9 protein-coding genes are annotated in these 12,815 nt (G+C 46.2%); 1 reads left to right on the top strand and 8 read right to left on the bottom strand.

Going from position 1 to position 12,815, the window contains the following annotated elements:
• Window positions 1-27: 27 nt before the first annotated feature.
• The 8 genes from rpsG to rplK all read right to left on the bottom strand — a co-directional run bounded on the left by rpsG (window position 28) and on the right by rplK (window position 12,254).
• A complete protein-coding gene (rpsG, locus tag NO989_RS17120) occupies window positions 28-498 on the bottom strand; it encodes a 30S ribosomal protein S7 (protein WP_014951036.1) in 471 nt (156 codons plus the stop codon).
• A gap of 75 nt (window positions 499-573) precedes the next feature.
• Entirely contained in the window at window positions 574-948 is a 375-nt protein-coding gene (gene rpsL, locus NO989_RS17115; RefSeq protein WP_014951037.1) for a 30S ribosomal protein S12, read from the bottom strand.
• Between the two features lie 309 nt (window positions 949-1,257).
• Window positions 1,258-5,430 (bottom strand): DNA-directed RNA polymerase subunit beta', encoded by a 4,173-nt coding sequence (gene rpoC / locus NO989_RS17110; RefSeq protein WP_039229319.1) that lies wholly within the window; start codon window positions 5,428-5,430, stop codon window positions 1,258-1,260.
• A gap of 81 nt (window positions 5,431-5,511) precedes the next feature.
• On the bottom strand, window positions 5,512-9,540 hold the full coding sequence (gene rpoB, locus NO989_RS17105; protein ID WP_014977618.1) for a DNA-directed RNA polymerase subunit beta: 4,029 nt from the start codon (window positions 9,538-9,540) through the stop codon (window positions 5,512-5,514).
• A gap of 325 nt (window positions 9,541-9,865) precedes the next feature.
• Window positions 9,866-10,243: a 50S ribosomal protein L7/L12 gene (gene rplL / locus NO989_RS17100; RefSeq protein WP_015068303.1), complete on the bottom strand. Its 378-nt coding sequence runs from the start codon at window positions 10,241-10,243 to the stop codon at window positions 9,866-9,868.
• Window positions 10,244-10,300: 57 nt separating this feature from the next.
• The gene (rplJ, locus tag NO989_RS17095) at window positions 10,301-10,819 is read right to left on the bottom strand and encodes a 50S ribosomal protein L10 (RefSeq protein ID WP_014951041.1); all 519 of its coding nucleotides are present in this window, start codon (window positions 10,817-10,819) and stop codon (window positions 10,301-10,303) included.
• Window positions 10,820-11,125: 306 nt separating this feature from the next.
• Window positions 11,126-11,821 carry a 50S ribosomal protein L1 gene (rplA, locus tag NO989_RS17090; protein WP_014951042.1) on the bottom strand — a complete coding sequence of 232 codons (696 nt, stop codon included), beginning with the start codon at window positions 11,819-11,821 and terminating at the stop codon, window positions 11,126-11,128.
• 4 nt (window positions 11,822-11,825) lie between these two features.
• Window positions 11,826-12,254 (bottom strand): 50S ribosomal protein L11, encoded by a 429-nt coding sequence (gene rplK / locus NO989_RS17085; RefSeq protein ID WP_014951043.1) that lies wholly within the window; start codon window positions 12,252-12,254, stop codon window positions 11,826-11,828.
• A 244-nt stretch (window positions 12,255-12,498) separates the two neighbouring features.
• On the opposite strand from rplK, the gene NO989_RS17080 reads away from it, so the two are divergent.
• Window positions 12,499-12,708 carry a hypothetical protein gene (locus NO989_RS17080; protein WP_371342943.1) on the top strand — a complete coding sequence of 70 codons (210 nt, stop codon included), beginning with the start codon at window positions 12,499-12,501 and terminating at the stop codon, window positions 12,706-12,708.
• Window positions 12,709-12,815 lie beyond the last annotated feature (107 nt).

The raw sequence follows: 12,815 nt of genomic DNA, 5'->3' as shown, positions 1-12,815 counted from the left end.
AAATCTCTCTCAGTTAAATAACGTTGATTACCAACGGTAGTGAGCAAACGCTTTGTTTGCTTCGGCCATACGGTGAACGTCTTCACGTTTCTTAACCGCTGAACCTTTATTATCTGCTGCGTCTAGCATTTCAGCCGCTAGGCGTTGTGCCATAGACTTTTCGCCACGTTTACGTGCAGCTTCAACCATCCAACGCATACCTAGCGCGTTACGACGAACTGGACGTACTTCAACTGGAACCTGATAAGTTGAACCACCAACACGACGAGACTTAACCTCTACTGTTGGGCGGATGTTATCAAGCGCTTCCTCGAAGATATCTAGGTGTGCTTTGCCGGTTTTTTCAGCAACAATATCAAGCGCACCGTAAACGATTTTTTCAGCGACTGACTTTTTGCCGTCGAGCATTACGACATTCATGAATTTCGCAAGCAGTTGTGAACCAAATTTTGGCTCTGGTAGGATTTTACGTTGACCTACGACTCTTCTTCTTGGCATTTTCTATTCTCCGTATGAATTCAGGGAAAACCCAAAACTCTTAAACTTCAGTTTGGCCTTACTAACGGAGAACCGTTATGACTTAGGCTTCTTCGCGCCGTACTTAGAACGGGCTTGTTTACGATCGTTTACACCTGCGCAGTCAAGAGTACCGCGAACTGTGTGATAACGAACACCTGGTAGATCTTTAACACGACCACCACGGATAAGTACTACACTGTGCTCTTGTAGGTTGTGACCTTCACCACCGATGTATGAAGAAACTTCAAAACCGTTAGTTAGACGTACACGACATACTTTACGTAGTGCAGAGTTTGGTTTCTTAGGCGTAGTAGTATATACACGAGTACATACACCACGTCTTTGTGGACAAGCTTGTAGAGCAGCTACGTTGCTTTTTTCAACGGGCTTTCTACGCGGCTTGCGCACTAACTGGTTAACTGTTGCCATTAACTAGCTCCTGATTAAAAACTACGAAAACCCAATCACTGTGATTGGGTCCATATTAATGCGATTAATTGCTTAATCGCTCTTGTTTGTGAACATTGTGCTCGTCAACATTCACTGAGCGCTGATACAAAAAACCGCGACCGTTTATCGAGCCACTTGATGGCTATCCAAAATCGGGTCGCGGAATATTAAAGATCATCGCTCTGACTGTCAAGGTGTACAAAGGTTAAGCAGTTAATTTATCTGCAATCTGTACAACTGGACTGCCAAATTGTTAGGAGTACGTTAACGTACTCCTATGATCTTGCCTTATTCGGCAGTATCTTCGTCTGCACCAGCATTAAGCGCTTCGGTTAATGCCTGTTCTGCTTCAGCAGCAGACACTGACATTTCTTCGATTTGCTCTTTGCGACGTTGTGCACGGCGTTCGTGGTAAGCGAAACCTGTACCCGCTGGAATTAGACGACCAACGATTACGTTTTCTTTCAGACCGCGTAGGTCATCTTCTTTACCCTGAACCGCAGCTTCAGTTAGAACACGTGTTGTTTCTTGGAACGATGCCGCTGAGATAAATGACTCAGTAGACAGTGACGCTTTAGTGATACCAAGCAGTTGTGTTTCGTACTGCGCTGGGATCTTGCCGTGTTTTTCAATTTCACGGTTAGCCACTTTAACGTTCGATACTTCAACCTGTTCGCCTTCAAGGAACTGCGTATCGCCTGGATTAGTGATAATGCACTTACGTAGCATCTGACGGATAACTACTTCGATGTGCTTATCGTTAATCTTAACACCCTGTAGACGGTATACTTCCTGAACTTCGTTCACGATGTAGTTTGCTACTGCTGAGATACCACGTAGACGTAGGATATCGTGCGGAGACTCTGGACCATCGGCGATAACTTCGCCTTTTTCCACTTTCTCACCTTCGAATACGTTAAGCTGACGCCACTTAGGAATCATCTCTTCGTATGCGTCACCCTCAGCAGGTGTAATTACAAGACGCTTCTTACCTTTGGTCTCTTTACCGAAGCCGATAGTACCTGAGATTTCTGCAAGGATTGCAGGCTCTTTAGGCTTACGTGCTTCAAATAGGTCCGCAACGCGCGGTAGACCACCCGTGATATCACGAGTCTTCGAGCTTTCTTGAGGAATACGTGCTAGCACGTCACCTTCGTTAGCCACTTTGCCTTCTTTCGCTTCGATGGTTGTGAAGCTTGGAAGACGAATTTCTTGAAGACCGAACTCGTCGCTTTCAAGAATTAGCTTAGGCTCTTTAGAGTTTACTTTCGCAAGGTCTTTAACAACGATACGGGTTAGACCAGTAAGCTCGTCTTGCTGCATTTCGGTGTTAGAGTCATCAATGTCAGCGAAGCTAATCTTAGCTGCACGTTCAGTGATGATTGGGTGACTATGCGGATCCCAGTTAGCAACAACGTCGCCAGCTGCAATAGTTGCACCGTCATCCACGCTAAGTACAGCACCGTAAGGTACTTTATAGCGCTCTTTCTCACGGCCTTGCTCGTCGATAACAGTAAGTTCTGTTGAACGAGAAACGATAACCACTTTGCCGTCAGAGTTACGTACGAACTTCGCGTTGTGTAGCTTAAGGCTACCCGCAGTCTTAACTTGTACGCTGTTCTCAGCAGATGCTCTTGATGCCGCACCACCGATGTGGAACGTACGCATGGTAAGCTGTGTACCTGGCTCACCGATTGACTGTGCTGCAATAACACCAACCGATTCACCGCTACCCACCATGTGACCACGTGCAAGGTCACGACCGTAACACTTAGCACAAACACCGAAGTCGTTGTCACAAGTGATTACCGAGCGAACCATGATTTGGTCAACTGAGTTAGCTTCAAGCATGTCTACTAACGCTTCGTCTAGAAGAACGTTACGCTCAACTAGTACTTCGTTAGTACCTGGCTTAAGTACATCTTCTGCTACCACACGGCCTAGTACACGCTCGCGCAGTGGCTCAACAACGTCACCACCTTCGATTAGTGGTGTCATTTGAACACCTTCGAATGTGCCACAGTCGTCGTTAGTGATTACCAAGTCTTGTGCAACGTCTACTAGACGACGCGTTAGGTAACCCGAGTTCGCTGTCTTAAGTGCGGTATCCGCAAGACCTTTACGAGCACCGTGAGTTGAGATGAAGTACTGTAGTACGTTCAGACCTTCACGGAAGTTCGCCGTAATTGGGGTTTCGATGATTGAGCCATCTGGCTTAGCCATCAGACCACGCATACCAGCTAGCTGACGAATCTGAGCGGCACTACCACGAGCACCCGAGTCGGCCATCATGTAAACAGAGTTAAATGATGATTGCTCTTCTTCTTCGCCATCGCGGTTAATTACGATGTCAGTCTTAAGGTTATCCATCATGGCCTTAGCAACTTTTTCGTTGGCATTTGACCAGATATCGATAACTTTGTTGTAACGCTCACCCGCGGTAACAAGACCGTTTTGGAACTGTTCCTGAATTTCAATAACTTCTGCTTCCGCTGCATCAATGATGTCTTTCTTAGCAGCAGGGATAACCATATCGTCGATACCAACAGACGCACCCGCGATCATCGCGTAGTGGAAACCGGTATACATGATTTGGTCAGCAGCAATTACTGTGTCTTTCAGACCTAGCGTACGGTAACAAGCATTCAATAGTCTTGAAATTTGCTTCTTGCCCATCGCTTGGTTGATGATTTCAAACGGCAGACCCTTTGGAAGGATCAATGAGAAAATCGCACGACCAACAGTCGTGTCAGTTAGCGTTACTTTCTCAGTTTTGTTGCCATCTTCATCGATGTCATATTCAGTAATACGTACTTTAACGCGAGAGTGAAGCTCAGCATTACCTGTACGGTATGCTTTCTCTGCTTCATTCGGGCTGGTGAATACCATGCCTTCGCCTAAGCCGTTTACTTTGTCACGCGTTAGGTAGTAAAGACCCAATACAACGTCCTGTGAAGGTACGATAATTGGCTCACCGTTCGCAGGTGACAGAATGTTGTTCGTTGACATCATAAGTGCACGTGCTTCTAGCTGTGCTTCGATTGTCAACGGAACGTGTACCGCCATTTGGTCACCATCGAAGTCGGCGTTGTACGCCGCACACACTAGCGGGTGAAGCTGAATCGCTTTACCTTCGATTAGTGTTGGTTCGAATGCTTGGATACCCAAACGGTGAAGTGTAGGTGCACGGTTAAGTAGTACCGGGTGTTCGCGGATAACGTCGTCTAGTACGTCCCAAACCTCTGGTGCTTCGCGCTCTACAAGCTTCTTAGCAGCTTTAATTGTTGTCGCAAGACCACGACCTTCAAGCTTACCGTAGATAAACGGTTTGAATAGCTCAAGTGCCATCTTCTTAGGAAGACCACACTGGTGAAGACGTAGCGTAGGACCAACGGTAATTACAGAACGGCCTGAGTAGTCAACACGCTTACCAAGAAGGTTTTGACGGAAACGACCTTGCTTACCTTTGATCATGTCTGCAAGTGACTTAAGTGGACGCTTGTTAGAACCCGTAATCGCACGACCACGACGTCCGTTATCTAGAAGCGCATCAACAGACTCTTGAAGCATACGCTTTTCGTTGCGTACGATGATGTCTGGAGCAGCTAGGTCTAGAAGACGCTTAAGACGGTTGTTACGGTTAATTACACGACGGTAAAGGTCGTTAAGGTCAGACGTTGCAAAACGGCCGCCATCTAGTGGTACTAGAGGACGTAAATCTGGTGGAAGTACCGGAAGAACCGTCATGATCATCCACTCTGGCTTGTTGCCAGACTGTTGGAATGACTCAAGCAACTTAAGACGCTTAGTAATTTTCTTACGCTTAGTTTCAGAGTTGATTGAAGGCAGCTCTTCACGCATAGCCGCAACGTCTGCGTCTACGTCTAGTGCTGTAAGAAGATCGAATACTGCTTCAGCACCCATCTTCGCTTCAAACTCATCACCGTGCTCTTCAAGTGCATCCAAGTATTCTTCTTCGTTAAGAAGTTGGCTGCGCTCAAGCGTAGTCATACCTGGCTCTGTAACCACGTATGATTCAAAGTAAAGTACACGTTCAATATCACGAAGTGTCATATCTAGCATTAGGCCGATACGAGACGGAAGTGATTTAAGGAACCAGATGTGTGCTACCGGGCTAGCTAGCTCGATGTGACCCATACGCTCACGACGTACTTTAGTCAGTGTAACTTCAACGCCACACTTCTCACAGATAACACCACGGTGCTTAAGGCGCTTGTACTTACCGCAAAGACACTCGTAGTCTTTAACCGGACCAAAGATACGCGCACAGAACAGACCGTCACGCTCAGGCTTGAACGTACGGTAGTTAATTGTTTCAGGCTTTTTAACTTCACCGAATGACCATGAACGGATCATGTCAGGTGAAGACAGACCGATTCGAATATTATCGAATTCTTCAGTCTTGTTTTGTTGCTTTAGAAACTTTAATAAGTCTTTCACATTACTCTCCCAGCGGAGTCAGTCTCTAGAGCCCGGCGCAAGCGCCGGGCCATCTCATAACATTACGTGGCTAACGCCGTATTACTTTTCTTCAAGCTCGATGTTGATACCCAACGAGCGAATTTCTTTAAGTAGTACGTTGAATGACTCTGGCATGCCAGGTTCCATTCTGTGGTCGCCATCGACGATGTTCTTGTACATCTTGGTACGGCCGTTAACGTCATCCGACTTAACGGTAAGCATTTCTTGAAGGGTATATGCTGCACCGTATGCTTCAAGTGCCCACACTTCCATCTCACCGAAGCGCTGACCACCGAACTGTGCTTTACCACCAAGAGGCTGCTGTGTAACAAGGCTGTAAGAACCCGTAGAACGCGCGTGCATTTTGTCGTCTACTAAGTGGTTCAGTTTCAGCATGTACATGTAACCAACCGTAACTGGACGCTCAAATTCGCGACCGGTACGACCGTCAAACAAAGCAATCTGACCGCTTTCTGGAATATCAGCAAGCTTCAGCATTTCTTTGATTTCAGATTCACGAGCACCATCGAATACTGGTGTTGCTACAGGAACACCCTTACGAAGGTTTTCCGCTAGACGACGAACTTCGTGGTCTGTGAAGCTATCGATGTCAACTTCTTGGTGATTCTCACCAAGCTCGTACACCTTCTTCAAGAAGTCACGTAGTTCAGCCAGCTCGCGCTGCTCTTTAATCATGCGATCAATCTTCACACCAAGACCGTGTGCAGCCATACCCAAGTGAGTTTCTAGGATCTGACCGATGTTCATACGAGACGGTACACCTAGTGGGTTAAGAACGATATCTACCGGCGTACCGTTAGCATCGTATGGCATGTCTTCTACAGGCTGGATAGTCGAGATAACACCTTTGTTACCGTGACGACCGGCCATTTTATCACCCGGTTGGATGTGACGTTTAACCGCAAGGTAAACCTTAACGATCTTAAGCACACCAGGGGCTAGATCATCGCCTTGAGTGATCTTGCGACGCTTACCTTCAAACTTCTTATCGAAATCAAGTTTGATTTCAGCATGCTGATCAGCGATTTGGTCTAGCTCTAGCTGTGCATCTTCACTGTTAAGTGCGATTTCAAACCACTTTTCACGCGGCAGGCTGTCAAGCTTAGCTTGGTCAACACCAGCACGTAGAAGTGCAGTTTGTGCACGTGCAAAGATACCGTCTGCAAGAATTTCAAACTCGTCAGTAAGGTCTTTCTTAACCTGACGTAGCTGCATATCTTCAATTTCTAGCGCACGCTTGTCTTTCTCTACACCGTCACGGGTAAATACTTGAACGTCGATTACCGTACCGTGAACAGAGTTAGGTACACGTAGAGACGTATCTTTAACGTCAGACGCTTTCTCACCGAAGATTGCACGTAGTAGTTTTTCTTCTGGCGTAAGCTGCGTTTCACCTTTAGGCGTTACTTTACCTACAAGGATGTCACCGCCTTTCACTTCCGCACCAATGTAAACAACACCTGACTCATCAAGCTTGCTTAGTGCAGATTCACCCACGTTCGGGATATCAGAAGAAATTTCTTCTGGCCCAAGCTTAGTATCACGAGCGATACAGCTAAGCTCTTGAATGTGGATAGTAGTAAAACGGTCTTCCTGCGCTACACGCTCAGAAATAAGGATTGAATCCTCAAAGTTGTAACCATTCCACGGCATGAACGCGATACGCATGTTCTGACCAAGTGCAAGGTCACCTAGGTCTGTTGAAGGACCATCAGCTAGCACGTCGCCTGCAACAATCGGGTCGCCAACACTACAAGTAGGCTTCTGATTGATACACGTGTTTTGGTTAGAACGAGTGTACTTAGTCAGGTTGTAGATATCGATACCTGCTTCACCTGGAAGCATTTCATCTTCGTCTACTTTAATAACGATACGGCTGGCATCTACGTAATCAACCACACCACCGCGCTTAGCAACTACAGTAACACCTGAGTCAACCGCGATAGTTCTTTCCATACCGGTACCAACTAGCGGCTTATCAGCGCGTAGTGTAGGTACTGCCTGACGTTGCATGTTCGCACCCATAAGTGCACGGTTCGCATCATCGTGCTCTAGGAATGGGATAATGCTTGCAGCAATTGAAACGATTTGCTGAGGTGAAACGTCCATGTACTTGATGTCTTCTTTCGGCATCAAGGTAGTTTCACCGCGGTGACGACATGGAATTAGGTCGTCAACCAACTCGCCTGCTTCAGTCAACGCGATGTTTGCCTGAGCGATTGCGAATTGACCTTCTTCAATTGCAGATAAGTAATCGATTTCGTCTGTTACCACACCGTCTACAATGCGACGGAACGGCGTTTCTAGGAAACCGAAGTCATTGGTACGCGCGAAGCTTGCCAATGAGTTAATTAGACCGATGTTCGGGCCTTCCGGCGTTTCGATTGGACATAGACGACCGTAGTGAGTCGGGTGTACGTCTCGAACTTCGAAGCCTGCACGTTCACGTGTAAGACCACCCGGGCCTAATGCAGAAATACGACGCTTATGCGTTACTTCTGATAGCGGGTTGTTTTGGTCCATGAACTGAGAAAGCTGAGATGAACCGAAGAACTCTTTAACCGCAGCCGAGATAGGCTTAGCGTTAATAAGATCTTGTGGCATCACGTTGTCTAGGTCGCCTAAGCTAAGACGCTCTTTAACTGCACGCTCAACACGTACAAGACCAACGCGGAATTGGTTTTCTGCCATTTCACCTACAGAACGGATACGACGGTTACCTAGGTGATCGATGTCATCTACTTCGTCTTTACCGTCACGAATCATTATTAGCTGCTTCATTACAGAAATAATGTCTTCTTTATCTAGTGTACCAGCACCAATAAGTTCTTCACGGCCAAGACGGCGGTTGAACTTCATGCGGCCAACAGAAGATAGGTCGTAACGTTCATCAGAGAAGAACAAGTTATCGAACAAGGTTTCAGCTGCATCTTTCGTTGGTGGCTCACCAGGACGCATCATACGGTAAATTTCAACTAGTGCTTCAAGGCGGTTAGTTGAAGAATCGATACGTAGCGTATCTGAAATGTATGAACCGTGATCTAGCTCGTTGATGTAAAGCGTTTCGAACTCTTTGATACCCGCTTGGCTAAGTGCCGCTAGGTTTTCAAGGGTTAGTTCGTCGTTCGCGCTTACAATCACTTCGCCTGTGTCTTCGTTTACATAAGTAGCTGCGTAAACACGGCCAATTAGGTAATCGGCTGGAACTTCAAGTTCTGTAAGACCGGCTTTTTCTAGTGCACGCGTGTGGCGCGCAGAAATACGACGACCCGTTTCAACAACAACGTTGCCTTCACCGTCAATGATATCAAAAGCAGCCGTCTCACCACGTAGGCGATCTGGAACCACTTCCATCATTAGTTTGTCTTTGTCGATACGTACGCTTACTTTGTCGAAGAAAGTATCTAGGATTTCTTCAGACGTCATTTCAAGTGCGCGTAAGATAATCGTTGCAGGCAACTTACGACGACGGTCGATACGTACGAATAGGTTATCTTTCGGGTCAAACTCGAAGTCTAACCACGAACCACGGTAAGGAATTACGCGTGCGTTATAAAGCACTTTACCTGACGAGTGGGTTTTACCTTTGTCGTGATCAAAGAATACACCAGGTGAACGGTGTAGCTGTGACACGATAACACGCTCTGTACCATTGATAACGAACGTACCGTTCTCAGTCATCAACGGGATCTCGCCCATGTACACTTCTTGTTCTTTAATATCTTTTACGGTACCTGGCGCAGCGTCTTTATCGAACAACACTAACCGTAGTTTTACTCTTAACGGAGCAGAGAAAGTTACGCCGCGAATTTGACATTCTTTAACGTCGAAAACGGGCTCTCCCAGGCGGTAGCTTACATACTGAAGCTCTGAACTACCTGAGTAGCTTTTAATTGGAAAAACGGAACGAAATGCTGCTTCCAAACCGTATTGAGCATCTGCATCGATCTCAATAAACTTTTTGAAAGAATCAAGCTGAATTGAAAGAAGGTATGGAATTTCCAATACCTGTGGGCGTTTGCCAAAATCCTTACGGATACGTTTCTTTTCGCTATAAGAGTAAACCATGGGTTCCTCAGCCTGCTGATTTATGACCCAACCTGCTGCAAAATGCTTTAAAACGCGTGCTATGGGCTAAAAGCTACGTTTCAAATGGCGCACTAAGCAACAAACTTCCACAACCCTTTTTCGGGCAGATACACCAGCATACAACAAAATTTAACCAATTATTAGTTAACTTGTTGGATTTTTATGCTTTTTATGGGTATTTCCGAATGGCGCTTTAAGTAGTGTAACCAAGGGTTAGATTCTACACACTATACAGCGCAAAAAGGCTGGTGGTTTAAAAAACCACCAGCCTTGCCGTCTCAGGCAATAATCTGACTATGTCAGATTACTTGATTTCTACTTCTGCACCAGCTTCTTCAAGCTCTTTCTTAAGTGCTTCAGCTTCATCTTTGCTTACGCCTTCTTTGATAGCTTTAGGAGCAGACTCAACTACTTCTTTAGCTTCTTTAAGACCTAGGCCAGTCGCGCCGCGAACTGCTTTGATAACTGCAACTTTGTTGCCACCGAATGAAGTCATTACAACGTCGAATTCAGTCTTTTCTTCTGCAGCAGCAGCGTCACCGCCAGCAGCTGGACCAGCAACAGCAACAGCAGCTGCAGCAGATACGTTGAATTTTTCTTCAGCCGCTTCGATTAGTTCAACCAGTTCCATTACTGGCATTTCAGCGATTGCGTTTAAGATATCTTCTTTAGTTAGAGCCATGTTCTCTAAACTCCTGGGTATAAAATGTTAAAAAAATCAATATGCCAAAAACGCCAATTACTTGGTGTCTTTGACCGCCGCCAATACGCGCACAAACTTGCCAGGAACTTCGTTGATTGTTTGAACGAACTTCCCAACTGGTGCTTTGAAGGTTGCAAGTAGTTTCGCAAGCGCTTCGTCGCGGGTAGGTAGTGCTGCAACTGCGTCCAATTTCTCTGGACCAAGAAGACCGCTACCAATAGATAGTGCTGTAACTTTTAGCTTATCGTTAGTCTTACCGAAGTCTTTGAAAAGACGTGCCGCACCGCCTGGTGCGTCGATAGAGAAACCATAGATAAGCGGGCCAGTTAAGGCGCTGTCTAAGTCTGCAAATTGACTGTCTGCTAGAGCACGCTTTGCAAGAGTGTTACGTACAACCTTTAGGTATACGCCTTGCTCACGAGCTTTAACACGTAGGTCAGTCAGTTCTGCAACTTCCATCCCACGGTATTCAGCAACGGCTACGGATAGAGCGCGAGACGCAACTTCAGAAACTTCTGCTACGATCTCTTTTTTTGCTGCTAAACCTAGTGCCACTGAGTTCACCTCTTTGTATCTGACTTTGTTTGCGGTTACCCGCTTACGCCGTCAGGGTTCACAGATTGATACCAACCCTCATGGTTGATACCGCTCTACGGTGTTTGTTACCCCAGAGAGTCTGAGTCAAACCACCGTCTGCGCAGGTTGTTGTATTAAGCAGTGTGTTGACTGTGAAAGTTCTCTTACCTCTTTCACCACACCGCACCTGCGGTCTAGGACGGGAGCTGCTTATTAGCACTGCTAATTATCACAGCTCCAACCCATAACCTTTAAGAGATTTCGATAAGCCTAAGCTCAGCGAAATTAAAGACCTACAGAAGCCTTATCAAGAGCAACACCAGCACCCATTGTAGTGCTTAGGCTGATCTTCTTGATGTATGTACCTTTCGCAGAAGAAGGCTTAGCTTTCTTCAATGCTTCAAGTAGCGCTTCAAGGTTTTCTTGAATTTGGTTCGCTTCGAACGCAATCTTACCGATGCTAGCGTGGATGATACCGTTCTTATCGTTACGGTAGCGTACCTGACCAGCTTTAGCGTTCTTAACTGCCGTTGCAACGTCAGGCGTTACAGTGCCAGTTTTTGGGTTAGGCATAAGGCCGCGTGGACCTAAGATTTGACCTAGTTGACCAACAACACGCATCGCGTCTGGGCTAGCAACTACTACGTCAAAGTTCATTTCGCCTTTCTTAACTTGCTCAGCTAAGTCGTCCATACCAACGATGTCTGCACCAGCTTCTTTAGCCGCTTCAGCATTTGCACCTTGAGTGAATACTGCAACGCGAACGTCTTTACCAGTACCGTTAGGTAGTACAGTTGCACCACGAACGTTTTGGTCAGATTTCTTCGCATCGATACCAAGGTTAACAGATACGTCTACGCTTTCTGCGAACTTAGCTGTTGCTAGTTCTTTAAGAAGCGCTACTGCTTCGTTGATTTCGTACTCTTTAGTAGAGTCAACTTTGTCGCGGATTAGGCGAGCGCGTTTAGTTAATTTAGCCATTCGATTAGTCCTCTACGTTCAAGCCCATTGAGCGAGCAGAACCCGCGATAGTGCGTACCGCTGCATCTAGATCAGCTGCAGTAAGGTCTGGCTCTTTAGTTTTAGCAATCTCTTCCAACTGAGCGCGAGTAACTTTACCCACTTTTTCAGTGTTAGGACGGCCAGAACCACTCTTGATGCCCGCTGCTTTCTTAAGCAGGTAAGACGCAGGAGGAGTCTTAGTTTCGAATGTGAAAGAGCGATCTTCGTATACAGTAATTTCTACTGGTACTGGAGCGCCTTTCTCAAGGCTTTCTGTTTTCGCGTTGAAAGCCTTACAGAATTCCATGATGTTTACACCGTGTTGACCTAGTGCAGGACCAACTGGTGGACTTGGGTTAGCAGCGCCTGCTGCAACCTGAAGCTTGATAATACCGCTTACTTTTTTAGCCATTTTACATGCTCTCTTGTTTGGGTCTAACGCCTCGCAAATACAGAGATTATTTGCTCAATCGGCTTCCCGTTTCCGTTTAAAAGGGCGCGCATTATATAAGGTGATTAATTACTATGCAAGGGCTATTTAGAATAAAAAACCATCGAAAGGTCAGTATTTTTCATAGGCAAAGTGAATCAGAGTTATGTTGGCTTTACGCAGACTGTGTGAAGCCCATCATTTATTTTGAAAGGATAATCAAACAATGGAAAAACCTACAGAATTAAACAATCATGAGATCTCAAATGTTTCTGGTGCACTTTGGGCCAATGCTTTAGGCGCAATAGCCGGTGGCATAGGTGGTTTCTACGGGGCAATTATTGGTGGCGGGCGTAACGCATCGTTCAGTACCATCGCTACAGGAACACTTGCCGGAATGGGTGCAGCCGACATTCCGCATCAAATTCAGGAATAAATCTCTTGGTATAATGTGCCAAGTACATCTATGATCACCTGCTGGCGCTCCTGTTTGTCTGTGATTACGGGGGGAGAGTCACCAATACTGACTTCGTGGATCCCACT

The organism is Alteromonas sp. DY56-G5, assembly GCF_041414725.1.
In the GTDB taxonomy this organism is placed as follows: Bacteria; Pseudomonadota; Gammaproteobacteria; order Enterobacterales; family Alteromonadaceae; genus Alteromonas; species Alteromonas macleodii.
This window is presented reverse-complemented; position numbering and strand designations above follow the sequence as displayed.

Coding starts and splice junctions, on each gene's coding strand:
- rplK (WP_014951043.1), bottom strand. CDS start 12,254: ATGGCTAAAAAAGTAAGCGGTATTATCAAGCTTCAGGTTGCAGCAGGC.
- rplA (WP_014951042.1), bottom strand. CDS start 11,821: ATGGCTAAATTAACTAAACGCGCTCGCCTAATCCGCGACAAAGTTGAC.
- NO989_RS17080 (WP_371342943.1), top strand. CDS start 12,499: ATGGAAAAACCTACAGAATTAAACAATCATGAGATCTCAAATGTTTCT.
- rpsG (WP_014951036.1), bottom strand. CDS start 498: ATGCCAAGAAGAAGAGTCGTAGGTCAACGTAAAATCCTACCAGAGCCA.
- rplL (WP_015068303.1), bottom strand. CDS start 10,243: ATGGCTCTAACTAAAGAAGATATCTTAAACGCAATCGCTGAAATGCCA.
- rpoB (WP_014977618.1), bottom strand. CDS start 9,540: ATGGTTTACTCTTATAGCGAAAAGAAACGTATCCGTAAGGATTTTGGC.
- rpsL (WP_014951037.1), bottom strand. CDS start 948: ATGGCAACAGTTAACCAGTTAGTGCGCAAGCCGCGTAGAAAGCCCGTT.